A 25,073-nucleotide genomic window follows, 5' to 3' on the forward strand; every position below is an offset into this window, starting at 1 on the left:
CGTGGGTGCCAGTGGATTGGTCCGGCCGCTGCGCCCGGTACGTGTGTGCTCGATCTGCCGGAATTCCCGGGTGGCGGTGGTCCCGGCCGATGTACGGCGTCCTTCACGCCTTCCGCTCGCGTCGCACCAGTCGCAGAGACTCCCGTTCGGTGCACGGTCACCGTGACCGTGCACCGAACGCACGCACCCAGTCGGTGCCTTCCCCGAACGCCAGGGCCATGAGTGACGCTGCCTCCGCCTCTGCCGTTTCCCAAGCATGACCACGTGAAAGTCAGTCACCGTTCTGTCTCTCACCGTAGCGGTCGCGGGGGTGAGACTCGGCACAGCCGCCCCCGCCTCCGCCGGCGGCATCGGTGATTTCCTCTCCCCCGCCTTCGGCGTCAGCTGTGCCAACCTCAACAACGGGGCCCATGCCAACGGCACCACCACGCAGGGCACCGGCGCGGCCAACGGCAACCTCGCCGGACTGCCCCTTGGCGGCGCCCTCAACCAGTGCGGCGGAGCCGACCTGTCCCTCAGCACGGAGAAGTTCGCGCAACTCCCGCTCTGCGCTATCGCGCCATGCGTGGTGGGAACGTGAGCAGTCGGCCAGTCCCGTACTTGGCCCAGAGCAAGGCGGCAGGCCCCAGCAGGGCGGTGAGGTCCTGCGGCGGGGGACTAGAGGAGCGCTTCTAGGGCGCTGGCGTGCAGGGGGCCGTAGCGGTCGTCGGAGTGCTGGAGGATCCGTGCGGCAAGGATCTCCGCGTCCTCGGTATCGGCCCGGAAGGTGCCCAGGGTCCGGCCGTCGGGCCGGGAGACGGTGATCAGCGCGGCCGTCGGGCGCACCGTGCCGCCGGAGGAGCGTTCGTTCAGGCCGTACAGGGCCAGGGCCAGGGCGAGGTCGTCGGCGGGCTGGCCCTGGCCCTGGGCACCTTCCGCATCGGTCCAGCGACCGTAGGGGGAGGCGTCATTAGTAGTCATGGGTCGCATCCTCGCGCGGGCCGGACGCGGTGGCATCCATCGTGGAGCATCCGGAGGCGCTGGCCCACTCCGACGGTCACCACCGCACCGGCGGAACGGCTTCCTTCACCGTGGTCGCCCTGCGCGGTGAGGGCATGCGCGGCTGGACGATGCAGGGCCCCCGCACGTCCTGACGCCGCACGGCGAGATCGACCACAGCAGCGTGCCATTTGCGGGCTAGGCGTTCGACAGCGGCGCAAGCGATCGATGCGCGCCGTACACGGTCATCGACGTCAGCACGTCACGTTCATGGACACCAGCGGCATCCACTTCCTCGTCACGCCCACCGCGCCGCACAGGAGAGCGCCGGCTGGCTCCGCCTGGCGAACGTTCCCCCAGCCGTGCAGCGCCTCCTGCACATCGTCGGCCTCGACGACCTCTTGCCGACCTATGTCACGCTCCAAGCCGCCCCTGAAAAGTCGTTTCGGCATGCGAGCAGAGGCGGGGCGGGCGGCCGCCTTTTCAGCAGCAGCTCGGCACCGTTCCTCCGACAAGCCTTCCAGCCGCCACCGAAAACGCGAGGCCCGGAGACGACGTCTGGCCCAGCGCTGGTGGCCGGGCCTGCCGCGACCCGCAGCTACCGGCGGCGTCCGATACCGAACCGGCTGCGTGACTTCACGGCCGGCGCTTCGACGGCCGCGCGTTCGGCTTCCTCCGCCTGGCGGCGCGCGGCGAGACCTCATACCTCCGGCGGCCGTCGGTGTGCTGTCGACGTCCACAGGGGTGACCTGGGACAGCCCTCCCCGGAAGGATGACAGTCACCCGTGGCGCCATTCGGACATGCCCGATATAGCTCCGCCGTGGTCGGGCTCATCCCAGCGCGCGCCGTGCGTCCAGGGGTGTCAGCGTGGTCAGCGGGAGCACAGTGCGAGGGGGTAGATGGGAGTGGTCGGTCATGGCGCGCGCGATCTGGACCGGTGTAATCACGTTCGGGCTGGTCAGCGTGCCGGTCGGTCTGTTCTCCGCGACCGAGGACCACACGGTCCACTTCCACCAGCTGCAGCGCGGCACCTCGGACCGGATCCGCAACCGGAGGGTCAACGAGCGCACCGGTGACGAAGTGGACGGCGACGACATCGTCAAGGGCTTCGAGCTGGACGAGGGAGAGTACGTCGTCGTGGAGCCCGACGAGCTGGACGAGATCGCGCCGGGCCGCTCCCAGACCATCGACATCACCGACTTCGTCGATCTGGAGGCGATCGAGCCCGTCTACTTCGACCGCACCTACTACATCGCCCCGCGCGGCGAGGAGTACGCCAAGGTGTACGAGCTGCTGCGCGCCGCCCTGGCCAAAACCAACAAGGTCGGCATCGCCAGCTTCGTGATGCGCAATAAGCAGTACCTGACCGCGCTGCGCGCGGAGGAGCAGGTCCTGGTGCTGCAGACCCTGCACTGGGCTGATGAGGTCCGCGACCCACACCAGGAACTGCCCGCACTGCCCTCCGGCCGGGCGGGCAAGGGCAAGGAGCTGGACATGGCGCTCCAGCTGGTCGGCGCGCTCAGCGGGTCGTGGGAACCTGCCCGGTATCACGACACCTATCAGGAGAAGGTGCACGAGCTGGTGCAGGCGAAGGCCGAGGGCCAGGAGATCGCTCCTGCCGAAAAGGCGCCGGCGGCCACCAACGTCATCGACCTGATGGCGGTCTTGCAGGGCAGCATCGACCAGACCCGCGGCGGACGTAAGACAGAAGAGGAACCGCGGGAGAAGCCCGCCCCTGCCCGCAAGACCACACGGAAGACGACCGGGAAGGCGGCGAAGAAGACCGCCGCCCGGAAGGCGCCGCCGAAGACGGCCCGCGCCTCGGGCACGGCCCGCAGCCAGCGCGGCACCAGCAAGAGCGAACTGCGGCAGCTCAGCAAGGCGCAGCTGTATGAGCGGGCCACCGAGTACGGCATCACCGGCCGCTCCAAGATGAGCCGCGAAGAACTCATCGACGCACTCGCCCGCGCCGGACGCCGCCGCAAGAAGAGCGCCGCCTGACGGCAACCGTGCCGCGCCCCGTCGCGGGGGCTTCGGACCCGCCCTCGGCAACCACCTTGACGATCTCCAGACCGTGCAGAAGGGGTGCAGTCGAACAATCGGCGTATGCGACCTTTTACCGGGTCATAGCGGGCTGGTGATGCGTGACAGGGAGGGAGGCGTCATGGCGGCAGTGACCGCGGCCGACAGGAGCACGTGCACAGCAGGCCTACCTGTGGTTTCCGGTCCCTCCAAGGTTGCGCCTAAGGACGCCCGGGATCTGTCCCGGCTCTTCTTCTCCCAGCTGACGGTGCTGGACGAGGGCACGTCCGAGCACAGCTCCGCCCGCAGCACGCTGATCGAGATGAACATGTCCCTGGTCCTCTTCGCCGCCGGTCGCTACCGCAGCCGCTAGCCACAAGAAATGCAGGACATCGTCCAGGCCGGCATGGTCGGACTGATCACGGCCATCGACCGGTTCGAGCTGTCGCGGGAGGTGGAGTTCACCTCCTTCGCCATCCCATGCATCGTGGGCGAGATCAAACGGTTCTTCCGCGACACCACCTGAGCCGTGCACGTTCCTCGGCGGCTGCAGGAAGCCCGCGTCCGCCTCGCCCGCGCCACGGAGGAGCTGCGCACCGGACTCGGCCGGACCCCCACCGTCAAGGAACTGTCGCAGCTGATGAGGCTGCCCGAAGACGAGGTCGTGGAGGCCAGGCTCGCGGCGAACGGCTACGACTCCACTACCTCCGGGCCGTGAAGGCTCGTGCACTGAGGGGGCTGCCGGGTTCGCCGACGCCATTCCGCGGATGCCTGCACTGCTCGCGGACGCCGCTGAGTGGATCGTGGTCCGGTCACCGCGCTGTGTGGCATTACCCAGAACCCTGCGACGACTCCTTCACCCTGGGGGCCGTCGAGGGGAGGAGACCCGCACGGCGGGAGCGGATTGAGCCGCTTGTTCAGCCAGCGGCTGGGGCAAACGCTTCTCATCGCCGGAGTTTGTCGGCGTCCTCGGTGCGGCGGTCGATCTCCAGTAGCATCACCGGTCCCCCGGCCGCCGACGCCCGCATCACCAGGTCCGCCCGCTGGACATAGCCGTTGCCGAGCCGGTGAGTTACCTCGGTCTGGAATGGCCTGCAGGATCCCGTTGAGGCGCGCGGGTGACAGCTCATGCGACCGAGTCGTGGCCTTCCCCCAGTGGCGCCAGGCTGACTCACGGATGGAGGGACGGTAAGCTCTCCCCCTCCCTCCTCAGGGGCGGAACTCAGATCGGCCCAGACCGTTTTGCCCGGGTGACGTGGGGTGACGCCCCAGCGTTGCGCGAGCTGTTCGAGAAGCTGCATGCCGAAGCCGCCGGGCTCGGACCTCTCAGTGGCACGCATGCGCGGCCAGCGGTCGCTGTCATCGCTGACAGCGATGCGCAGCAGGCGGCCGTTCCAGGTGAGCCGGATCAGGGGTGGGCCGGCGCCGTGGCGGATGGCATTGGTGATCAGTTCGGAGACGAGCAGTTCGGTGGTCTGGCTGATCGGTCGCCCGCGCAGCGGGTCGCCGAAACCTTCCACGCAGTCGCGGACCCAGTGCCGGGCGGCCGCGATGCTCGCCGTGACAGCGGGGAAACTCGACTCGCAGGATGGGATGGTCGGTTCGCTGTTCACGAGGTTCCTCCAGCGTGGGTGGCCCTGCGCCGCCGACTGGCGCTGTGCACATCCGGCGGCTGCCTCTGTCGGGTTACCCCGGCCTGCGTGGTGAACCATCTGGGTCCGCCGGCTGACCGGCAGATCCTGTGAAGAGTCGTCCGCCGGGCTCGACTGGTCGCGGTCATGGCGGGCGGTCAACCCCGACGGCAAGCGCCTCTACGTGACCGGGGACAGCGGCGCCGCCGTCGCGGATCGTAGTGGACCTCGGCGGCGTGACCTTCATGGACTCCAGCGGCATCAATGTCTTCGTCGCCTGCCCTCAGCAGGTGAGCGGGACGCAAGGGTGGATGCGGATCGCCGGTGCCCCGGAGTCCCTCCTGCGGGTTTGGAGCTGGTCGGCATCGACGCCATCATCACCTGCCACCCCACCGTCGAGCAGGCCCTGAACTCCTAAGCTCCCTGCTACGGCTGGCCCTGGGTGTCCTCCTGGCCCGAGCTCCGCTGCACGGCCTCGCCCAGCTCCCGGCCCACCGGCTCCGGCAGGGGCTGCCCCAGCGCCCAGCCGATCACCATCTCGGCGATCGCGCGCAGTTTGATGTTGGTGTGCTGAGAGACCTCCCGCAGCACCTCGAACCCGGCGGCCGGCGCAAGACGGTGTACTGCGATGAGGACACCGATGGCCTGGTCGACCACCGCGTGGGAGCCGACCGCCTGCCGCATCTGGGCGATCTCCTGCTCCAGGCGGGCCACCGTGGCGTTACGTGTGCCGTCGGGCAGGGGCCGCGGTAAGCGGCAGGAGGTCGTCATCACCAGGTCTCCATACACGGGCGGACGTTTCAAATACGCCTGCCCCAACCGCAACCACAAGACACACCCCACGCGACACGAAGATCACATGAAACGGGGAACGGGGGGAGGAGTTCTTCACCGACCGCGGCCGGTGAAGAACCCGAGAGGCTGTCCCCCCAACCGCTCTCCCCGCCGAGTGGCCCACACCACCGCCGTCACACCCGCTCCGTGCCGCTAACAACGGCATACGGACGCCAAGACGCCATCGCTGTCGATCAGCGCGGTCGCCGTTTCGGGTCCGTGCGGATCAGCGGTGGGGGCAGGGGTATCAACATGCGTGCACTGTGCCGTGACCTTACTGGATTCTGGGGCGCAGGGCTCGTTCGAGGGTCTCTCTGCTCTGGAAGTGTAGGGCGGTCCAGCCTGCGGCGCGTGCTGCGTCGGTGTTGGTTGCGCTGTCATCTATGAAGAGGATGTCGTCCGGGTAAGCGCCCAGTTGTTTCGCAGCGGCGTCGAAGGCTGCCAGGGTGGGCTTTCGGTGTCCGAGGCGGTGGCTGAACAGTAGGTGGTCGAAGCCGTAGAACATCGTGGGGTACAGCCGCAGTAGCGCCTCCTGCTCCAGCGGGCCGTTGTTGGTGAACAGCGCCAACGACCGGGAACCACGGTGGCGTTCCAATGTCTCCCGGACGGCATGGTCGGGCCGGAAGGCGCTGCACCAGGCAGCGTCGAGGTCATCCTCGCTGCCGGTGAAGTCGGTGGCGGCCCGGATACGTTCCCGGACTTCCGCCGCGTGCGGGTACTTGCCCGAATCGCAGTCGGCGCTGAACCCGGATCCCCACAGCAACACGTCCAGTCGGTCTGCGGGGAGCGCGAAGGCGTCGGCCAGGCGTTGCAGGCGATGGGCGTGGTCGAAGTGGAACAGCACGCCGCCGAGGTCGAGGACCAGGTGTTGGGGGCTCATGTGGTTACCTCGCGCGCCGCGGCCCGGATTTCGTCGAGCAGGACGATGAGGTCGTCCTTGGTGGTGGCCGGGTGAAGGATGCAGGCGCGTAGGGCCGCTGCGCCGGAGAGCCGTGTGCCAGTGAGGAAGGCGTGCCCACGGCGCTGCACGGCAGCCGGGATCGCCTCGTTCAGTGCTTCCGCGCGGTCTGTGTCGAGGGTCGGAGGCCGGTGGCGGAATGCGGTGATGGAGGTGACGGCCGGGGCGAGCAGTTCGAAGTCGTCTGAGGCTTCGACCAGCTCGGCGAGCGTGCGTGCGAGCCTGGTGGTGTGCTGTACCAGGCGAACGATGCCGTCCCGTCCGAGGTTGGCGATCGTGGCCCACACGCGCAGTGCGCGGAAAGGGCGGGTCTGCTCGGTGCCGTACTCGGAAAACCAGCCGAGCTCCCCGGCGTCCTCGTCGCGCAGGTAGGGCGGGACCAGGCTGAAGGCGGCGTGCGGGCCAGCCGGTTCGCGGAAGAGGATGCAGCCGGCGTCAACGGGGACGCCGAGCCACTTGTGCGGGTCCAGGGCCAGAGAGTCTGCCCGTTCCAGCCCGGCGTACTGGGGGACGGCGTCGTTGGCGAGGATGCCGAGCGCGCCGTAGGCACCGTCGATGTGGAACCACAGTTCGTGCTCGCGGGCGATCGCGGCGATGTCATCCAGCGGGTCGACGGCTCCGGTGTTGACCGTTCCGGCGCTGGCGGCCACGAAGAACGGCCGCACCCCGGCTCGCCGGTCGGCCGCGATCAGACGGCGCAGCTCGTCGATGTCCATGCGAAATGCCGCGTCGACCGGGACGATGCGGAGGTATCGGGTGCCCAGGCCGAGGAGTTCCGCCGCCTTGCGCAGGCAGCTGTGTGCCTCGGCGGACACGTAGAGCGCCAGCGGGCGGTGCCCGTACAGCCCGGTCTCGCGCACATCGTGGCCCTGGTCGCGGAACGCCTGGTGGCGGGCGGTGGCTAGCGCCACGACGGTGGCCATGGAGGATCCGCTGGTCAGCAGCCCGGCCCCGGGGCGGTGGGGGAATCCCACCAGCTCCGCCAGCCACCGCACGGCGGTGCGTTCCAGCAGCACGCCAGCGTGGTCTCCGCCCGCGCAGCTGGGGTTCATAGCCGCCGCCAGAGGGGCCATGAAGACGCCGGCAGGCGAGGGTGGGGAGTTGACCCAGCCGAAGAACCGAGGATGCCCGTTGCCCATCGGATACGGCAGGATGCGGTCGCGCACCTCGTCCAGCAGGTCCGTCAGCGGGCGGCCGTCGGCGGGCAGTGGCTGCCGGGTGAGCCATGTGCGGTCCGCCTCGGGCACCGGCCGCCACACCGGCCCTCCTGCCACGCACGCTAGATGATCGGCTGCGAGGTCCGCCGCCGACTGGGCTGCTCCACGCAGGTCATGCATCGTGCCCTCCCCACACGCGCTGGAGCCGGGAGTCGGCTGCCGGGGCCAGTGCCATAGCCAGGTAGTACACACACACGTCGATGGAGTCGTTGGCGAAGGCATGCAGGCGGTTGCCGGGGAAATAGGCCGCGTCTCCGGCCTCAAGCCGGTGGGGCAGACCGTCGATGGTCAGGCGCAGACACCCTTGTTCCACTGCCACGTACTCGTGCGAACCCGGCGCGTGCGCAGAGAACTCCCCTGCGTCCACGCCAGGTTCCAGGGTCGTGCGCATGAACTCGAACTCGATGTCCGGCAGGACCGGGGAAAGGATCCGCCGTTCCCACCCGGCGGGGTCCCGCACCACCTGCTGCCGGTCACCGGCCAGGACTACGACGTCGGGGCGCACCGGTTCGTCCAGAAGTCGAGCGATCGAGGTGCCCAGTGCGGTCGCCAGGCGATCGAGAACCAGCACGCTCGGTGTCTTTGTGCCGCGTTCCACCTCGGACACCATGCTCCGGCTCACGCCGCTCAGCTCGGCGAGCCGCTCCAGGCTGATACCCCGAGCCCGTCGCTCGGCTCGGATCCTGGCCCCCAGTTCGGACATGGACAGACCACTGGCCAAAGTGTTGCCGTCACTCATGCCGTCCACCATAGCGAAGGGAATCCACTATTGAGAAGGCACCTGCTGGTCGTCCAGTGGGCTCCGGGGGCCCGGCACGATGGCCGCGGCGAGGTTGAGGCGTGCATCCATGTCGAGGTTGACCTCCCCGTACGGGCGGACGTGGGACCAGAACAGCGGAGTCAGGCCGCGCCGGTCGGCGGGCGTGAGGAGGTCGGCCCACTCCGGTTTGCCCAGGATGTCCTGGAGCATCAGAGTGTTCTCGTAGACCAGAGCGGATTGCAGGATGCGCAGGAACAGAACGAACATTTCCTGCTCGTCGCGCCGGTTCGAGGCGATCTCCCCGCCCTTGCCGTAGGCGATCAGGGAGTTGGCGCCCTTGGAGGACTCCATCACGTTCAGGCCCTCCTCGACCTCCCGCTGGAGGTCCCGAAGCCACAGGTACCGGGCTACGAAGATGGTCTTCTACACGCGGCCGACCTCCAGCATCGCCGCGTAGGTGGGGTGGGAGGCTTTGCGGGTGAAGCGCCGCAGGATCGCCTCGGTGGAGGCGGTATGGGTCCGGATCGCCGTGGCCTTGATCATGATCATCTGGTCGTACTGCTGGGCGATGAGCTCCCAGCGGATCGGGTTGGTCAGCGCGGGCTCAGCTGCGGGTAGGCGTCCGGCTCGCCGGCCACCGGCCGGTACAGCCCTACCTTGTTGATCCGCTTGATACGCGGCAGCAGGTCGAAGTTCAGCAGCCTCGTGATGCCAAACCCGATGTCCGACTGGTCATGCGAGTCCGTGTAGTTGGCCTCCACGTCCATCGCGGTGCCGTGCCGCATCGCGCCCTCGATCATCGCGGCGACCTCGGAGGCGGTGCAGTTGATCAGCCGGGAGTGGATGGCCAGGGACTTCTTCTCCACATGCCAGTAGATGAGCATCCCACGGCCGCCGTACCGCGAGTGCCACTCCGTGAAGTTCTGGTCATAGGCGCGCACGTGCGTGGAGTTGGAGGCGACCGCGGTCGAGCCCTGGCCCCACAACTCGGTGCTGCGGGCGGCGAAGGTGGCGTTCGCGATCTGGATGGCGATGGCGCGCGCGGCCTCCGCCGAGAAGTAGCGGCGGCGTACGTAGCGCAGTTCGTCCTCGGTGTGGCCGTGGCCGCCGGACGCCACGGCCTTGATCCCGGTGTTCGTGCCGTACGCGTAGATGACCGGCAGCAGGAGTTCGGCCAACACCTCCGGCGAGCGGCTGCCGCCGCCGGAGACGGAGGTGACCGCGTCCAGGCAACCGGTCCGCAGCGTCGGAGAGATGCCAGTGGTGGTGCTCGGCAGGCCGGTCCCCGGCCCGCTCCTCCCCCGGGTGGGACACACCGGTCGTCCCGCGGTGCAGCAGCCGCTGGCCCACGGTGCGTTCGAGCCTGCGGAGCTGGTTGCTGAGAGCGGGCTGGCTGTGACCGAGGGCCGCGGCGGCCCGGCTGATGCTTCCGGACCGCACGGAGCTGTCGAATGCGCGCAGCAGTGCCGTTTCGAGATCGGGAGCCATAACGACATGCTATGCCCCCTCTGTTCAGGGAGAGGGTTCCGCTCGTTTCGTCCCATCGGTAGCGTCGGTCCTATGCACTATTTTCATGTCGATGTCTTCAGCGGAACGCCTTTCAGCGGGAACAGCCTTGCTGTTTTTCCCGGTGCAGCAGGCCTGACCGGATCCCAAATGCAGCGGATCACCGAGGAAATGCGCCACTTCGAATCCATCTTCCTCGATCAGAAGAATGAGGCGGGCGACGCCTGGCGAGCACGGGTATTCGATCTGAGTGAGGAGCTAGATTTCGCCGGGCATCCGGTCATCGGGGCGGCAAGCGTTCTGCATGCGGTGGCGGGCGGCGACACCAGCCGTACATGGTCGCTCGAGCTGAAGGCGCGCACGGTGGAGGTGGTCACGGAGCGCCGTGGCCACGGGAGGTACGCGAGTGTTCTCGACCAGGGCCCTCCGCAATTCCTCGGACGGCCCGTGCTGAACGACCTGGCCTCCTGGTTCTGCCTGGACGAGGAGGACCTCCACGCCGAACTCCGTCCCGAGATCGTCTCGACCGGGCTGCGCTATTTGATCGTTCCGGTGCGGACGGGAGCGCTGAAGCGGGCCAGGATCAGGTCCGACATCGCAGGACCGCTGGCCCAGGTCGGAGCGCAGTTCGGCTACCTTCTGGACGCCGACGCCCTGGAGGGGCGGCACTGGAACAACGACGGCGTCGTCGAGGATGTGGCCACCGGCAGCGCAGCAGGGTGTGTGGCCGCCTACCTCCGCCGACACGGACGGCTCGGGGACGGCGACCAGCAGGTGCTGCGCCAGGGCCAGTTCTGTGGTCGCCCCAGCGAGATGACGATCAGCGCCCACGGCGGTCCGCAGGACATCGCTTCCGTGCGAGTCGGCGGAGAAGTCGCCGTCGTCGCCCGAGGCCGCCTCGAAGGGCTGCCACAGTGATCGGCGGGCCCGCCTACTTCGGGCCGCAGGAGATCCGCAGCACGGTCGGCTACCGGGACGTGCTGGAGCCCGTCGCTGCCGCCCTGCGTGACTACAGCCGCGGGCTCGGGGACTCACCCGTGGCCGTGTTCGCTCCTGCCGGCCCCGAGGGCGACGTCCACGTGAAGTCGGCGTGGCTGCCGGGCCGGCAGGTCTTCACCGTCAAGGTCGCCTCGTGGTTCCAGGAGCGTGCACGTCGCGGAGGAACGCCCGCGAGCGGCGTCATCGCCGTTTTCGACGCGACGACCGGTGACCTACGGGCGCTCCTGGACGACGAGCACCACCTCTCGGACGTGCGGACGGCCGCCGCGGGAGCTCTTGGGGCGCGGATGATGGCGCGGCCCGACTCCCGCGTCCTAGGGGTCATCGGCGCCGGCACTCAGGCTTACCTCCAGACGCGCTCGCTGTGGCCGACGAACTCCCGCTGCGCGAGGTACGCGTGTGGGGACGGCGCGCGTCCCATGCCCAATCGCTCGCGGCCGCGTTGCATGCCAGGCGGCCGGATTTGCGCGTCATCGGCGTGGACAGCGCCCAGGCCGCGTTCGACGGCGCCGACGTAGTGGTGACGGCGACCTCCAGCACCGAACCGCTGGTGCACGCGTCATGGCTGACACCCGGAGTGCACATCAACGCGGTGGGAGCCGACGATCCGACGAAGGCGGAGCTGACATGCGAAAGCCTGAGGCGGGCGGACCGGATCGTGGTCGACAGCCGTGAACTCACCGCCGTCCACGGCGATCTGTCACGGCTTGTGGAAGTGGACCGCCGGCTCAACGCGGAACTCGGTGAGGTCCTCGCCGGCTCGGCACCCGGCCGGAAGAACGATGAGGAAATCACCATCTGCAAACTCATCGGCCTCGGCGTCCAGGATCTGGCAGCTGCGGAGGTTGCTCTCAACATGCTCGGGGCGCCGCGCGATCCCGCGGCCATTCCGGCACACGCATGGGAGGTTCACCGGTAGGCGGTGAAGACTGGGGCATCGAGGACCGAGCAACGATTACTCATCGGCGGATTCCAGACGCTGCTGAATGAAGACATGACGTCGGAATCGACCTCCCGAGGGAGCTTTCATGACATTTCTCGGCTTTGATGAGATCTGCGCACTCCCCTCCTGGCATGCAGAGTCACTGCTCATCCGAACCAAGCCTTGAAGGACAGCACGTGCCGTCGCGGGAGAAGCACAGCGTCAGGCGACCTTGGACACTGCGGACATAGGGGCGTGTTCTTCCATGGGCGTGACATGAACTGAAGAACTGCTGGATGACGGATGTTGAGCATGCACTACTCACATCTTCTCGCCACCAGTTTGATATCGATGAACACATGCGACGAGTAATGCAGAGCAAGTTGGGTGGCCCGGACGTTCTCGAGGTTGTCGAGGTTGAGGTGCCGCAACCAGGACCAACAGAGGTCCTGGTCGAAGTGAAGGCCGCCGGCGTGAATCCCGTCGACTGGAAGATGCGCACCGGCGGAGGCTTGGGTGACCTGCCCTTCTCGGTCGGCTGGGACGTCTCTGGAGCGGTGGCTGCCGTAGGAGCCGGTGTGACGCGCTTCAGCCCGGGAGTCGAGGTCTTCGGAATGCCACGGTTTCCCGCCGAGGCGGGAGCCTACGCGGAGTTCGTGACCGCTCCATCGAGACACCTTGCTCTCAAGCCGCCGGGCATGAGCCATCTCCAGGCGGCGGGCCTGCCCCTGGCAGGTCTTACCGCTTGGCAGGCACTGGTGACTGTGGCCTGGGTAGCTGCCGGAGAGCGGGTACTCATTCCGGCCGCGGCCGGAGGCGTGGGCCACCTCGCCGTTCAGATCGCCAAGGCTCACGGCGCCTATGTGATCGCAACGGCTAGGGCGTGTTGTGAAAGTGCTGGTCACAGCCACTCGTTGATGGCCGCGACCAGCACGGTTGCCTCGTAGCGGACGGCAAGTTTGTCGTACCGCGTGGCGACGGCCCGGTGGCGCTTGAGGCGATTGATCCCGCACTCGACCGCGTGCCGCCGCTTGTAGTCGTCCTTGTCGAACGTCGGCGGTCGCCCGCCACGCGATCCGCGCTTGAGCCGGTTGCGGACACGGTCTGCCGGGACTGGGATCGTGGCCTTGATCCCGCGTCTGCGCAGGTAAGAGCGGTTACTGCGAGAGTCGTACGCCTTGTCGGCGCGCACCCGGTCCGGGCGTCTGCGCGGCCTGCCAAGGCCCAGCCTCGGCACCCGGATGGCTTCCAGGACCGCTTCGAACTGCGGGGAGTCGCCCCGCTGCCCGGCCGTGATCACGACGGACAAGGGCTTCTGGCCTTGCTCGACCGCGAGGTGGATCTTGCTGGTCAGTCCGCCGCGGGAGCGTCCGAGGCCGTGGTCGGCCGGCTCGACGAAGACGCCGCCGGGCGGTTCCTGTCCCGCTGCCAGCGCCGGAACAGGTCGTAGACCCGGTCCCACGGCCCGTAACGTTCCGGCACGTCACGCCAGGGGGCACCTGTCCGGGTCCGCCACCGTATGCCGTCTATCAGCTGCCGCCGCGTCCACACCTGCGGACGGCCTGGCTTAATGCCCTGCGGCAGCAGCGGCTCAAGCCGGGCCCACTGGCCGTTCGTCAGATCCCCACGTCCCACGACAGCTGATCATCGACGAACAAGATCCACTTTCGCAGCAGGCCCTAGCGGGGCAAAGCACGAATTCGTCAGAGGTCTCGGCGCCGACGAGGTCATCGACTACACGAGCTCCGAAGTGAGCTCCCAGGTGAGAGACGTCGATGTCCTTCTGGCTACCGTCGCTGGACAGATTCGGGGACTGGTGGAGGTCTTGGTGCCCGGCAGCCGGGTCGTACCGACCAGCGTCATCACCGATGCAACCGCGGCCGCCGCGGAGGCCGGCCACTCTCTGACTCCGGCGGCTTGGGACGCCGGCGCCGCCCGTACTCGACTTCTGCCTGCCGCTGGTACCGACCGCCCCGTTCACCAGCACCCACGCCTGACCGTCAGCAAGCCCGGCGCCGCGTGCCGGGCCATCGCGGAGTACGCGCGAATGCCACGGCCCTCCGGTTGATGAGTTCTCCGACTGATCGCCCCGACCGCCGACCCCGACCTGTCGCCCGGCTGGGCCGGGAGCCGAAGTGGGACGGCTACCGCGCGCAGCTCGCCCGCTACGCAGACGGCCGCATCCTGTTGCGCTCCCGCCGCGGCACCGACGTAACGCTGTCGTTTGCTGCCCCGGCGGACAGCGCAGCGGTGGCGGCCGCCGGCGATGGCCCGCTCCGGTCCTGTGGCTCGACAGCTGCACACGGAGGAAGCAGAAACGGATCCTCGCAGCTCGTCCACCTCGGCTCGCCGAGACCAGACGCCTGATCAGCCGTCTCACCGACCGCGTTCCGCCTCGGCCGCCGCGGCTACAGGCGGTGGCGGCGCGTGGCCTGCCGGGGCGGCAGGGTGAGTGTGATCTGCCGGACAAGCTGCTGGAAACACGCGAGTGACGCAACGGCGGGCAGGGCAGCTCCAGCGATTCCGGTGATGGTCTTGTCTGCCTGTGCCACGCACAGCATCACCGCGACGGAAGAAAAGAGCAGGACGATGAACCATGAGTGCACGGCTCGGCGTCGATGCAGGGCAGCACGCAGGATGGACAGCGAGGCCGCCACCCAGGGGCCGTACACGAGTAGAGGCCATGACGGGGCGATGCCGACACCCGTTCCCGAGGTGATGCTCTGCAGCGGCCTGTAGGTCACCATGCCTCCGAAGACGCTGACCATCGCCACGGTGGCAGTGACAAGGGCAACGAGAGCGAAACTGCCGGCCTGCAACCACTTGAGCCGGGCTTCTCGGACTTGCAGCTTGCGATGCCCGACAGTGTGGCGTCGGGCGGGCGGTGGGTGAGCCAGGCCGTCCAGCGGGTCGGTGAAGCCGACGCCGGATGAAGGCTCGCTGCGAGGCGGCGGCACCCTGGCCGGCTGCTCCGCCGGAACAGCTTCCTGCAGGAGATAGGCAAGTTCTTCGACCGCATCCCAGCCCGTGTCGGGTGCAGTCAGAGGAACCCCCGTATGGACGCCGTCGCCAGGCCCCCCGTTCCAGTCGGTTCCCGTCCCGTAGGAGTGCGCGTCGGAGTAATACTCACGCTGCGCAAACGAAGGACTTACATAGTCATGGTTCATGTCCTTTTTGCCGTCATGCGCTGTTCTCGTGCCGGCCGAAGCGATCCTGGCCGTCCCACCGAGAATTGAGTTCCTCCTGGATTGCCTCCAAGAGCCCGAGGAACTCGCGTAACAGCGGCTCGGTGATCCGATGTTCGGTCCACATACTGTCTCCCATGGCGGCGCCCTGCGCCGTAAGTACTGAGTATGTCGCACCCATCGGCCAGCCAGGAGTCGCGGGTAGATCTTCTGTCCTCGTCGCGTTGCGCCTCACGTTGCGTTGAGGAAGGCCAGGGGACGTCGCTTTCGCCATATCCCGCTAACGCCGCCCCGTCTCTTCCGGAAGCGCGGCAGAACGAGTGACCGCGCCCCCGGTATGGGTGAACTTTCCTTTATCAAGTCCTACATATCTTCCTTCACATTTGTAAGCGAGCGGGTTTTGCTCTGGTTCACCGGAGCGGCGCATAGGGATCGTCGCCGGTATCAAACCCGACGGTCAGACCAGACGCGACCGCATCCGCCGACGTGGCCCAATTGCTGGCTGTGGCCAGTACTGAGCCTTTTTCAACCTCAGGCTGAGGCAAGTTGTAGGACGAGGGCAGCCTTCACGATCTCGGTGATCCGGCTTCTGCTCCAGCACACGGAGGCGCGGGATTGGCGCTGTGGCGCACGCTCTCCGTCCAACGTTCCGGCGACTCTCACGGACGCGGTGTGTGCGCGACGTCCGTGATCGACAAAGCCGCCGCTCGCTGTCGACGAATCTCCGACTCAGGTCACGGAGATTATGTAGATCGAAGACCCCAGAGAGGCCAATCCCAGGCAGAGCCACAGAGCGACGACTTCATACCGTCGCCTTTCCCGAGGGACGTCGAAGGAGCCGAGAGTGAAGAAGAAGAACAAGCCCGCGAGCATCATGAGGCCCACAGCGACAAAGAAGAGCTTGACGTTCACAGTCCCCCACCTTCAAGATTTTCTGACGATGAGCCCTTTGCAACCTAAGCTCGACGCCCCGGAGTTGGGCTGCTGTGCAACACGACGAAGCTCCTGGTAGACGGGTTCTCGACCAAGATCACCCGTGTCCGTCAGGAGCCTCGCGTGCTTGTCTACCCGTCGTCGATCGATCTGTCCAGCCGCACTCTGTGCTTCCTGGCCCGGCACCTTCGTTCCCGGCGGCTGGAGATCGGGACCCGGTGGCGACGCCTCACGACGGGGCGACACGCACTGCTCGCCCTGGCTCACCTGCGGTGCGGTGATACCTACGCCCAGCTCGCCGCCGGGTTCCGCATCGGCATCGCGACGGTGTACCGCTACATACGTGAGGCCGTCGACATCCTGGCAGTCCTCGCCCCGTCACTCACCGAGGCGATGAGGTCGGCGCGGACGAAGGCGTTCGTGCTGCTGGACGGCACCCTGCTACCGATCGACCGGATCGCCGCCGACACCCCGTACTACTCGGGCAAGCACAAGCGTCACGGCATGAACGTCCAGGTCCTCACCGACCCGTCCGGCCGACTGCTGTGGGCATCCCCGGCGCTGCCCGGATCCACCCACGACCTCACCGCCGCGAGAACTCACGGAATCATCGACGCCCTCGCCGGTGCAGGGCTGAAGTGCTGGGCGGACAAGGCATACCAGGGCGCCGGCAGTCACGTCCGCGTGCCGTTTCGAGGTCGCCGTCTCGAGCGATGGAAGCGACGCCACAACAACAGCCACGCCAAGATCCGCTGCCTCGTCGAGCAGGCCATGGCCGTCCTCAAGGGCTGGCGCCTACTCCAAAGCTCCGGTGCAGCACGAACCGCATCACCGAGATCGTGAAGGCCGTCCTCGTCCTGCAACTCGCCTCAACCTGAGGTTGGAAAAGCCTCACTGTGCGGGAACGAAGCCCCGCCACAGCCGCCCCGTGGCCCTGGTGGCTCGTCGAAGGGACCTCCAACCTCTTGTGTGAGTAGGAACGGGCCCGCAGGCAGCCGGAGGGTGAACCACAGGTTGTCACCGTGAATCCTGCGCTAACTGTCCCTAACAAAGCCGTTGGACGTGGCGGTGGGTGATCAGGCAGACGGCGAGCCCGAGGAATGCTTCGTGGATGTCGTCGCGTCGTTCCCAGCGGATGCGCAGGCGGCGGAAGCCGTGGAGCCATGCGATCGTGCGCTCCACGACATAGCGGAAGACGCCCAGGCCACTGCCGTGCGGCTCGCCTCGCTTCGCGATCACGGGGCGGATCCCCCGCTGCCAGAGCAGGCGCCGGTACTTGTCGTGGTCGTAGCCGCGGTCGGCCAGCAGCGCGTCGGGCCGTCGGCGAGGTCTGCCGGCCCGGCCCGCGACGGCCGGGATCTTGTCCAGCAGAGGCTCGAGTTGGGTGACGTCGCCCTCGGTTTCCGCCGGTCAGCGACACCGCGAGCGGGATGCCCTGTCCGTCGACGATGAGGTGGTGTTTGCTGCCCGGACGTGCGCGGTCGACCGGGCTGGGTCCGCTTTTGGGCCCCGTCGGGCCGCGCGGACGTGCGAGGAGTCGATCACCGCCCTCGACCAGTCGAGCTGGTTTTCGACCGCAGCTTCTCCAGCAGCAGCACGTGCAGCTGGTCCCAGACGCCGGCCTCGTTCCAGGCTGCCAGGCGCCGCCAGCAGGTCATCCCCGAGCCGAAGCCCAGCTCCTGGGGCAGGTACTCCCACTGGATCCCGGTATGCAGGACGAAGAGGATCCCGCACAGGGCCTGGCGGTCCGGCACTCGAGGTCTGCCCTCGACCAGCTTCGGGCCCGGCTCGGGCAGCAACGGCTCGATGAGCGACCAGAGTTCATCCGACACGATCCACGGTCGCGACTGGCGTTTCCCCACGACCAGACCAACGAGCGGACAAGCCAACAGTCACATGATCAACAGCTTTTGTTAGAGCCAGTAAAGCGCGTTGCAAATCGACCAGGAAGATCGCTTAGGACTTCATCCCGGTGGTCAACCGGCACGCCAGCCACTACAACCAGATACAGGCAACCGCCCGACAGGGTCGATCATGACGGGAAGCCGTCGGCGGAACCCCTCTGTAAACCCGCTGCACTGGCTCTCCCAAAGCTGTTGATCATGTGGCTGTTGGCTTGTCCGCTCGTTGGTCTGATCGTGTGAAGCGTCAGCCGGGACCGTGGATCGTGTCAAATGAACTGAGGTCGCGCATTGAGCCGTTGCTGACCGATCCGGCACCGAAGTTTGGTCGGGGCAACCTCGGGTGCGGGGACCGGCAGCCCGTGCGCGGGATCCTGTTTGTCCTACACACCGGCATCCGGTGGGAGTATCTGCCCCAGGAGCTGGTCGTTGGTTCGGGCATGATCTGCTGGCGGCGCTTGGCGGCCTGGAACGAGGCCGGCGTCCGGGCCCAGCTCAGCTGCACGCGCTGCTGGAGAAGTTGCGGTCGAAGAACCAGCTCGACTGGTCGAGGGCGGTGATCGACTCCTCGCGCGTCCGCGCGGCCCGACTGGGCCCGAAAGCGGGCCCAGACCTGTCGTCGGCAGTAAGCACCACCCCGGGCGTCTCCTGGCCCTGGTGCTCGGGATAATCGCCTCAGCCGGATTCACGTTGTATGTCGTGCGCTTCGCCTACAACAAGACGTCCGACACCATGGCTGGCGTCATCGTGTTCCTGATCTGTCTATGGATCACCCACCTAGCAATTCTGCTAGCCCCGGAGTTCGGCCGAGACTCAATGCCAACGGGCAGTAGTAGGCGGATGACGAGCCCTACAGCCAGCCTCGCGACACCATAGCCGTCGTACCGTCAATCAGAACGCGTAGAGATGTCATCGGACGGAGGACTCGCGTCATCTGCCGGTGTCGAGCGAGGGAAGAGACGCTCCTCAAAAGCGCCCATGGCAACGAGCAACGCCATCATCAGGGCGGGTGCGAGCAGAGCGAGCACGATCACACGACCTCCCGGAGGTGGTCGGACTGTGCAGCCGATGGGGCAGCCTCCCCAGGATGGGCCCACATGGCATAACACGCATGTCATGCTCGATGGCGCAGCATCTGTTAGCGCTTGCGCCTGAACCTGGAGCCGCGCGAGGGCCTGAGCCGTAGGGCTGACCCGACATCCGTCCCCTGACGCCCGGAGCGTCACCGGGCAAGGACCTGCATAACTGCAACGCGGCCAGAACGGTATCGCCGACACCTGCACCACCCCTGCGGCCCAGCCCGCTCGTCGGACCAGACGATGAGCCTCCGAAGACGCCAACGGCATGACATCCCGCCGCCGTCGCAACCAACGCGAGGTCCGCAGGGCTCCTCCCTGACAACCGCACACCGCCGGTGAGGAGATCACGTGACCACCACTGCCTTCGAACACCAGGGGCCCCGCGCGTTCGGCCCCTACCAGGACGCCGACTTCCTGCTGGCACCGCCCAACCCCGCCGAACGCTTCAGCTACACCATCGACCCACGCGACCGGCGCCGCCTCGACCTGCAGGCAGCACTGACCACAGCCGGCATCCCGCCCTGCCCCGAAGACCGGGACGCCCTAAACCAGCTCAGCAACCTGCCCGCCAGCGTCAACGACGCCCTGCAACGCTGGCTGACCCACACCCTGTGAACGCACCGCCAAGGCTTCGAGCCCGGCATGCCGCAGCACAGAGCGGATCTTGTCAGCACCGCCATGCACGGGGCACGCCGTCGATGCCAACGGCACACCGCCGGCTGCGGCAGCGCACTGGCGCGCTGTCGGCGGCATCAGTGCGCTGCACGTCATGGGCTGCAAAAGCGCCACCGTGCGCCACCCTTCCTCTTGGCCTCGAACATCACCCAACATGATCAGGCAGCTGACCTGGCCGTATCTACACAACGTCCAGCCGTAGGGGTGGCGTATGCCCCTGCACAGCAGATGACGACACTTTTAGGAGGGGACATGTGGAACACGGCGTGGATGCGCAGTGTCGAGTGGCTCGCGGCAGCCGCAACGAACCCTCGGGACTGCAAACGGCAGTGGGATTACGGAACAGGCACCGCCTTGCTGGAAGCCGGACGCTACTGGAACGTCCTCAGCGTCCCCGAGGAGCTTGGGCTACTCGCCCTGAACGTCCTGTGGCACGATCCGCTCCGCACCCCCGGCCCTGTCCTGCGGCACAGCAAAGCCCGTCGAGTTGGCTTCTTCCTGCCCCCCGGACCCGACCAGCAGTGGATCGGTGCCGGAATCCGCCACGTCGGCAAAGGCTGCTGGATCCCCGTCCCCCCGCCCTACCGCGATACCGGACACCTCGAATGGATCATCCCACCCGACGGAAGGGGAACCCTGCACTCCCCCGACCGGCTGGAAGCCGCCCTCCACGCAGCCACCAGCACACTCGCCCTCCAGGGAACCGACCTCCAAAAAGCAACGACACGCTCGACCAACACCAGCCCGATCACCCAACCGCACGACTGACCGGCACATTGAGACCGAGTCGGGACTGTCCAAATAATGGTTTGTAACGAGGGTTGCTGGGGTCAGCGGTGTGTTGCGGTCAAATTAACCCGGCCTTGGGGGGCCGGGCTTGGAGGTAGTGTCCAGCTGGCCGCTGGCGTGGGACGCGTAACGGAAATCGAGACCGCAGGATGGCTGCTCGTCGCACGCCGCCGTCGCCTTGGCCAGCGCCCGCACCATCGACCAACTTGAGCACGCCATGGAAACTCGCCACGCCATCGGTGAGGCCATGGGCATCCTGATGGAACGCCACCGACTCGACGCAGACGACGCCTTTAACATGCTGCGCCGCATCTCCCAGCACCACAACATCAAACCCCGTGACGTCGCCCAGCGAGTCCGGGCCGAAGCAGCTGGCCCCACCTGACATCCACCCCGCCCCTGCCCGCATCGCCAGCCCGGAAAAGCGGGCAGAAGCCCAAGCGCCGCAAGTCCGCATGAGCGCATCGGGCCCCGCTATCCGAACGCCCTCTCTAGTTCGTGGCTCAGCCGGGATGCGGTCTGGTCAATGCACCACGGAAGGTCGAAGACTTCCACGACGACCCGGTGACACGGCTCCCCGACACAGCGCAGCGGACCAGCGAGACATCGCTGGCCTTCAGTTCGGCGAAGTCACAGGTGTCGAGGACTGAGTGGGAGAACTGGCTTTGCCGAATCATGGCCCCGGAGAAGCGGACTCCCTCGAACCGGCAGCCCTCAGTCTCAAACGCCTCTGCATGTACACCGGCGAACGAGGTGCCGACGTACGCGACGCGCTTGACGATCGCGTCGTCCTCCAGGGCGTCCCGCCACAGTTCCGCCGGGTCGAGCCGGGACGGCAGTCGAGGCGCCGAGGGGTTCTTCACCGGTCCGCCCTGCCGCATGGCTCGGGGCATCCGTACCGTGCCTTCCTCAGTCGTCAAGAATATTCCGGAACGATCACTGCAGCCTAACTCGCCTTCATGGAGCGGGCTGTCCGACGGGTGGGCAGGTAAGCGAAAAAGTGCCTCTGACCAGCAAGAATGAGGATTGTCGAGGTCCTTGTTCCTGCTCAAGCCGGAGGCACTTCTCAGGTGAAGAAGAGTATCGGGTCCTACCCGCGTGTCCGCGTCGAGGGTGGTGGCCGGGCGGTGGTCTCTCAGGCCGGGGGGTGCTGCTGGTCGAGACCGTCCGCAAGGCCGGCTTGGACACCGCGATATCAGCGGCGCTGATGCCGTGGCGGAAGGCTCTGGCGGTGCACGATCCGGGCAATATCCTGCTGGACGTGGCTCTGGCGGTCGCGCTGGGCGGGGACTGCCTGCGGATGTCGGGATGCTGCGAGCCGAGCCGGCGGTGTTCGGGCCGGTGACCTCCGATCCGACGGTCTCCCGCCTTCATCGACTCCCTCGCCGCCTCCGGGGAGAAGGCCCTGCGGGCCATCCGTTCCGCGCGGGCCGAAGCGCGTGAGCGTGTCTGGCGGTTGGCCGGCGGGGAAGCGCCTGATGCGGGCGGGACGGTGACCGTCGATCTGGACGGGGTGCTGGTGATCGCGCACTCGGCCAAGGAGGACGCGGCCCCGACCTGGAAACGGACCTACGGACATCACCCGCTGGTGGGGTTCGTCGACCACGGACCGGGCGGCACCGGTGAACCGGTCGCGACCCTGCTCAGACCGGGCAACGCAGGCTCGAACACAGCGGCCGACCACATCACCGCCACCCAACTGGCCCTGGCCCAGCTGCCGAAGCAGTACCGGCGCGGGCGCTGGACCCTGATCCGCACCGACTCCGCGGGCGGCAACCCACGACTTCGTCGCCTGGCCCGCCCAAAGGGGGCGGTGGCTGTCCTACTCGGTCGGCATGACGGTCACCGAGCAGGTCCACCAGCACGTGCTGAAGGTTCCGGCATCGGCCTGGACTCCGGCCGTCGAAAGCGGCGGCGAGATCCGCGACGGCGCCTGGGTCGCCGAACTCACCGGCGACGTCATGACCGGCTGGCCCAAGGGGATGCGGTTGATCGTCCGCAAGGAACGACCGCATCCCGGGCACAGTTGCGGCTCACGGATGCGGACGGCATGCGGCTGACGTGTTTCGCGACCAACACCTCGGGGCGGCCGATCGCCGAGCTCGAGCTCCGTCACCGATTGCGGGCCCGGGCCGAGGAGCGGATCCGAAACGCGCGGGCCACCGGCCTGCGAAACCTGCCCCTGCACCGCACCGCCCAGAACCTGATCTGGCTGGAGATCGTGCAGATCGCCCTCGACCTGCTGGCCTGGATGCCGATGCTCGCCCTGACCGGCAAGGCCAGACTCTGGGAACCCCGCCGCCTACGGCTCCGCCTGTTCACCGCGGCGGGACAGCTCGTCACCACCGGCCGCCGGCGAATCCTCCGCCTGGCCCGGCACTGGCCCTGGACCAGCCACATCACCGCCGCACTCGACCAGCTCGCACTCCTGCCAAACCCCGACTGACCAGCAACTCTCTCGTCCCTACGACAGCAGACCGACCCCGGAGCAGTGGAACCCGGCGCCCACCCGAGACGACACTCGGGCCCTCAACTGCCCACTCTCAACCCACTCAACGAAAACGGTCCACCGACTCCGTCGGCGGACCGTCACGAAACTTCGAGGCTAGCGGAGGCGAGCTGCCCATCACGGCGGAGGAACAAAGGCCGACCTCCAGCGCACAGCCCCGGCCCGCCACGCTGCCCTACGCCGAGTGAAGCCGAAAGAGCATCCGTCAGCCGTGGGAGCGCTCTGGGACTTTTCTGGGACTTCTGGCCGGGCACGGGGAGGTCTCGACTTCACGTGCTCCGTCATCGGAAACATGTCGGCCTGAGTGAGCCACGGAAAGACCAGGTCAGAGCCACTTTTTCTGCTCCCCACACCCTGTAAGTACGCCCAGAGCGTCAAACGAGCGTCACGGTCGATAGACCATCCCGCCCACTCGGGCCAGACGAGACTGGCACGACCAGTAGCCTCCGCAGGCTCCATTCCGCTAACTCCAGAGGCCAGCTGGCTCCTCGTGCCCCGCGCCACAAATCCGACCCCAGAGGGGAGGCGTGCCTCCAGCCCAGCTCAGAATTCGTGAACCCACTGAACCCCTTCCAACCGCACGAGTGCTTGGGCTGACAGCCCCGGCCGCGGGCACGAAGAAAGCTCCTGGTAGACAGGTTCGCGACCAAGATCCGCAGCCTCGGCGAACGCGCCATGGCCATGCCGAACCCTGCGGCGAGCTGCGCGTAGGCGTCACCGCATCGCAGATGGGCCAGGGTCAGCAGGGCCTGGTGGCTCGTCGGCAGGCGCCGCCACCGTGTCCCGATATCCCGCTGCCGAGCGGCGAGTTGCCTGCTCAGGTACCGCAGGGTGCGGCTGGACAGATCAATCGCCGGCGGGTAGACAGGCACTCGAAGCCGCTGGCGGACATGGGTGATCTCGGTCGAGAAACCGTCTACCAGGAGCTTCGTCGTTTCGCAGTGACGTCCAACTTGCGGTCAGCGCTGCGAGGTTGAAAAACGCTCACTGTGCGGGATCCAGACCGTCGAACATTTCGGCCCTACCGACGCCTCACGACTCCGGTTCAGCGTCGCGGCGATGCAGGCGGTAGCGCTCTCGGCGAGCACCGCCTCCTCCGCCCGGACCCTGCCGACACCGTGAGGCTTCGACGCCGTCAGCGTGTTGGCACGTACCGGTACCCGGGGCGTGGCGGCATCCCACATTCCACGACGAGCCCTGCCCCGGGACGGCACCTGCAGCCCACCATCGCGCGGGCTCGTCAAAGGTCGCTTGACGTCTGCATCTCCGAAGCGACACGCACGGCCGTTTCCCTCAGCCAGACATGGGCCGCGTCATGGGTGTGCACGGGGTGCCACCACATCGCCTCGCGCAGCGGCACCGCGTCGTAGGGCGGCTGCATGACCCGAACCTGCGCCGTGCCGCGAAGGCGTTCGGCCAGGAGTGCGGGGATGAGGGCCACGCGCCGCGTTCCGGCGATCAGGAAGGGCAAAGCCGTGAAGCTGTCGACGCCTACGGTGACCTGGGGTTCGATGCCGAGCATGCCGAGCTGGCGCACCGCCGGTGAGTCGTAGGCGCGCTGGTAGGTCACCCAGGGCAGCCGGGACAGGTCCTCACGAGTGAGCCGCTCGCCGACTTCGGGGTTGTCCTCGGCCACGAGGAAGACCCACTCGTCCTCGTAGAGCTCGGTCGCGGGGAATCCGCTGATGATGCCGTGCGGCATGAGCACTCCGTCGATCGTGCCTAGCAGGCTGCCCGCCACATCGGTGACGGCCGCCGGGATCTGGACGAAGCGCAGGCGAATGCCGGGTGCCTCACGGTCGAGGGTCCGGGCCAGCTCCGCCCCGAACACAGTGACCGAGTAGTCGGTCACCCCGAGGGTGAACTCGCGGGTCTCCCCTGCCGGATCAAAAGAAGCCCTGGTGGCGAAGAGGCGTTCCGCCAGGTCGTAGACGATTGAGGCACGGTCTAGCAGGACCTGGCCGAGCGGGGTCAGCTCGTAGCGGCCGCCGACGCGGGTCAGCAGCTCATCGTCGAAGTAGCGGCGCAATCGGGCCAGTGAGCCGCTCATCGCGGGCTGGCTCACACCGATGCGTGCACCGGCTCGCGTGACGTTGCGCTCCTCCAGCAGGGCACGCAAGGCGACGATCAGATTGAGATCAAGGCTGGTCAGGTTCACGACGCGCGCTCCATCC

General features: G+C 67.4%; 19 protein-coding genes and 13 pseudogenes. 16 read left to right on the top strand and 16 right to left on the bottom strand.

The features are described 5' to 3' along the window. Positions 1–310: 310 nt before the first annotated feature. Positions 311–580, top strand: coding sequence for a hypothetical protein (locus QF030_RS00715; RefSeq protein WP_307160688.1), 270 nt, complete (start codon positions 311–313; stop codon positions 578–580). Between the two features lie 77 nt (positions 581–657). Here QF030_RS00715 and QF030_RS00720 read toward each other — a convergent pair whose 3' ends face one another. Further along, complete coding sequence (locus tag QF030_RS00720; RefSeq protein ID WP_307160689.1) at positions 658–960, bottom strand: hypothetical protein; 303 nt, start codon at positions 958–960, stop codon at positions 658–660. Positions 961–989: 29 nt separating this feature from the next. On the opposite strand from QF030_RS00720, the gene QF030_RS00725 reads away from it, so the two are divergent. The 3 genes and pseudogenes from QF030_RS00725 to QF030_RS00735 all read left to right on the top strand — a co-directional run. After that, on the top strand, positions 990–1,133 hold the full coding sequence (locus QF030_RS00725) for a hypothetical protein (protein ID WP_307160690.1): 144 nt from the start codon (positions 990–992) through the stop codon (positions 1,131–1,133). A 761-nt stretch (positions 1,134–1,894) separates the two neighbouring features. Then, complete coding sequence (gene ku, locus QF030_RS00730) at positions 1,895–2,980, top strand: non-homologous end joining protein Ku (RefSeq protein ID WP_307160691.1); 1,086 nt, start codon at positions 1,895–1,897, stop codon at positions 2,978–2,980. Between the two features lie 163 nt (positions 2,981–3,143). Further along, positions 3,144–3,707, top strand: a pseudogene (locus tag QF030_RS00735) (sigma-70 family RNA polymerase sigma factor); the annotation flags it as partial. Positions 3,708–3,945: 238 nt separating this feature from the next. Here the strand turns inward: QF030_RS00735 and QF030_RS00740 are convergent. Then, on the bottom strand, positions 3,946–4,614 hold the full coding sequence (locus QF030_RS00740; protein ID WP_307160692.1) for an ATP-binding protein: 669 nt from the start codon (positions 4,612–4,614) through the stop codon (positions 3,946–3,948). A 215-nt stretch (positions 4,615–4,829) separates the two neighbouring features. Here QF030_RS00740 and QF030_RS00745 point away from each other — a divergent pair. Further along, positions 4,830–5,050, top strand: a pseudogene (locus QF030_RS00745) (STAS domain-containing protein); the annotation flags it as partial. Positions 5,051–5,058: 8 nt separating this feature from the next. Here QF030_RS00745 and QF030_RS00750 read toward each other — a convergent pair. The 6 genes and pseudogenes from QF030_RS00750 to QF030_RS00785 form a co-directional block, all read right to left on the bottom strand. After that, positions 5,059–5,403, bottom strand: coding sequence for an ANTAR domain-containing protein (locus QF030_RS00750; protein WP_307160693.1), 345 nt, complete (start codon positions 5,401–5,403; stop codon positions 5,059–5,061). Between the two features lie 337 nt (positions 5,404–5,740). Continuing rightward, positions 5,741–6,346 carry an HAD family hydrolase gene (locus tag QF030_RS00755; RefSeq protein WP_307160694.1) on the bottom strand — a complete coding sequence of 202 codons (606 nt, stop codon included), beginning with the start codon at positions 6,344–6,346 and terminating at the stop codon, positions 5,741–5,743. Then, positions 6,343–7,698, bottom strand: coding sequence for a pyridoxal phosphate-dependent decarboxylase family protein (locus QF030_RS00760; protein ID WP_307160695.1), 1,356 nt, complete (start codon positions 7,696–7,698; stop codon positions 6,343–6,345). The genes QF030_RS00755 and QF030_RS00760 overlap by 4 nt, the downstream gene beginning before the upstream one ends. 55 nt (positions 7,699–7,753) lie before the next feature. Beyond that, complete coding sequence (locus QF030_RS00765) at positions 7,754–8,380, bottom strand: helix-turn-helix domain-containing protein (RefSeq protein WP_307160696.1); 627 nt, start codon at positions 8,378–8,380, stop codon at positions 7,754–7,756. Positions 8,381–8,407: 27 nt separating this feature from the next. Further along, positions 8,408–9,717 (bottom strand): annotated as a pseudogene (locus QF030_RS40400) (Tn3 family transposase). Positions 9,718–9,769: 52 nt separating this feature from the next. Then, a pseudogene (locus QF030_RS00785) lies at positions 9,770–9,889 on the bottom strand (helix-turn-helix domain-containing protein); the annotation flags it as partial. Between the two features lie 72 nt (positions 9,890–9,961). Between QF030_RS00785 and QF030_RS00790 the strand changes: the two are divergent. The 4 genes and pseudogenes from QF030_RS00790 to QF030_RS00800 form a co-directional block, all read left to right on the top strand. Next, complete coding sequence (locus tag QF030_RS00790; RefSeq protein WP_307160940.1) at positions 9,962–10,825, top strand: PhzF family phenazine biosynthesis protein; 864 nt, start codon at positions 9,962–9,964, stop codon at positions 10,823–10,825. A 59-nt stretch (positions 10,826–10,884) separates the two neighbouring features. Further along, positions 10,885–11,199 (top strand): annotated as a pseudogene (locus tag QF030_RS40405) (ornithine cyclodeaminase family protein); the annotation flags it as partial. Positions 11,200–11,270: 71 nt separating this feature from the next. Next, positions 11,271–11,825, top strand: a complete 555-nt coding sequence (locus QF030_RS00795) for a hypothetical protein (RefSeq protein WP_307160698.1) — start codon at positions 11,271–11,273, stop codon at positions 11,823–11,825. Positions 11,826–12,187: 362 nt separating this feature from the next. After that, positions 12,188–12,712, top strand: a pseudogene (locus tag QF030_RS00800) (NADP-dependent oxidoreductase); the annotation flags it as partial. 17 nt (positions 12,713–12,729) lie between these two features. On the opposite strand, the pseudogene QF030_RS00805 reads toward QF030_RS00800, so the two are convergent. The 3 genes and pseudogenes from QF030_RS00805 to QF030_RS00815 form a co-directional block, all read right to left on the bottom strand. Then, a pseudogene (locus tag QF030_RS00805) lies at positions 12,730–13,463 on the bottom strand (IS5 family transposase). 773 nt (positions 13,464–14,236) lie between these two features. Next, positions 14,237–14,995, bottom strand: coding sequence for a DUF2637 domain-containing protein (locus QF030_RS00810; RefSeq protein ID WP_307160699.1), 759 nt, complete (start codon positions 14,993–14,995; stop codon positions 14,237–14,239). Positions 14,996–15,742: 747 nt separating this feature from the next. Beyond that, a complete protein-coding gene (locus QF030_RS00815) occupies positions 15,743–15,925 on the bottom strand; it encodes a hypothetical protein (RefSeq protein ID WP_307160700.1) in 183 nt (60 codons plus the stop codon). Positions 15,926–16,069: 144 nt separating this feature from the next. On the opposite strand from QF030_RS00815, the pseudogene QF030_RS00820 reads away from it, so the two are divergent. Next, positions 16,070–16,824, top strand: a pseudogene (locus QF030_RS00820) (transposase family protein). Between the two features lie 166 nt (positions 16,825–16,990). Here the strand turns inward: QF030_RS00820 and QF030_RS00825 are convergent. Then, positions 16,991–17,808, bottom strand: a pseudogene (locus tag QF030_RS00825) (IS5 family transposase). Positions 17,809–18,113: 305 nt separating this feature from the next. On the opposite strand from QF030_RS00825, the gene QF030_RS40410 reads away from it, so the two are divergent. After that, a complete protein-coding gene (locus QF030_RS40410; protein WP_373428709.1) occupies positions 18,114–18,407 on the top strand; it encodes a transposase in 294 nt (97 codons plus the stop codon). On the opposite strand, the gene QF030_RS00830 is transcribed toward QF030_RS40410, so the two are convergent. After that, a complete protein-coding gene (locus QF030_RS00830; RefSeq protein WP_307160701.1) occupies positions 18,343–18,483 on the bottom strand; it encodes a hypothetical protein in 141 nt (46 codons plus the stop codon). The genes QF030_RS40410 and QF030_RS00830 overlap by 65 nt on opposite strands. Between QF030_RS00830 and QF030_RS00835 the strand changes: the two are divergent. From QF030_RS00835 to QF030_RS00850, 4 genes and pseudogenes are all read left to right on the top strand, one after another. After that, a pseudogene (locus tag QF030_RS00835) lies at positions 18,484–18,719 on the top strand (YhjD/YihY/BrkB family envelope integrity protein); the annotation flags it as partial. A 555-nt stretch (positions 18,720–19,274) separates the two neighbouring features. Then, positions 19,275–19,541: a hypothetical protein gene (locus QF030_RS00840; protein ID WP_307160702.1), complete on the top strand. Its 267-nt coding sequence runs from the start codon at positions 19,275–19,277 to the stop codon at positions 19,539–19,541. A 312-nt stretch (positions 19,542–19,853) separates the two neighbouring features. Continuing rightward, positions 19,854–20,369: a hypothetical protein gene (locus QF030_RS00845; RefSeq protein ID WP_307160703.1), complete on the top strand. Its 516-nt coding sequence runs from the start codon at positions 19,854–19,856 to the stop codon at positions 20,367–20,369. 153 nt (positions 20,370–20,522) lie between these two features. Continuing rightward, positions 20,523–20,775: pseudogene (locus tag QF030_RS00850) on the top strand (ANTAR domain-containing protein); the annotation flags it as partial. Positions 20,776–20,893: 118 nt separating this feature from the next. Here the strand turns inward: QF030_RS00850 and QF030_RS00855 are convergent. After that, on the bottom strand, positions 20,894–21,253 hold the full coding sequence (locus QF030_RS00855; protein ID WP_307160704.1) for a pentapeptide repeat-containing protein: 360 nt from the start codon (positions 21,251–21,253) through the stop codon (positions 20,894–20,896). Positions 21,254–21,460: 207 nt separating this feature from the next. On the opposite strand from QF030_RS00855, the pseudogene QF030_RS00860 reads away from it, so the two are divergent. Then, positions 21,461–22,836, top strand: a pseudogene (locus QF030_RS00860) (IS1380 family transposase). A 734-nt stretch (positions 22,837–23,570) separates the two neighbouring features. Here the strand turns inward: QF030_RS00860 and QF030_RS00865 are convergent. Then, positions 23,571–23,771 (bottom strand): annotated as a pseudogene (locus QF030_RS00865) (transposase family protein); the annotation flags it as partial. Between the two features lie 368 nt (positions 23,772–24,139). Next, positions 24,140–25,057, bottom strand: a complete 918-nt coding sequence (locus QF030_RS00870; protein ID WP_307160705.1) for a LysR family transcriptional regulator — start codon at positions 25,055–25,057, stop codon at positions 24,140–24,142. Positions 25,058–25,073 lie beyond the last annotated feature (16 nt).

The organism is Streptomyces rishiriensis, from assembly GCF_030815485.1.
Lineage (GTDB): Bacteria > Actinomycetota > Actinomycetes > Streptomycetales > Streptomycetaceae > Streptomyces > Streptomyces rishiriensis_A.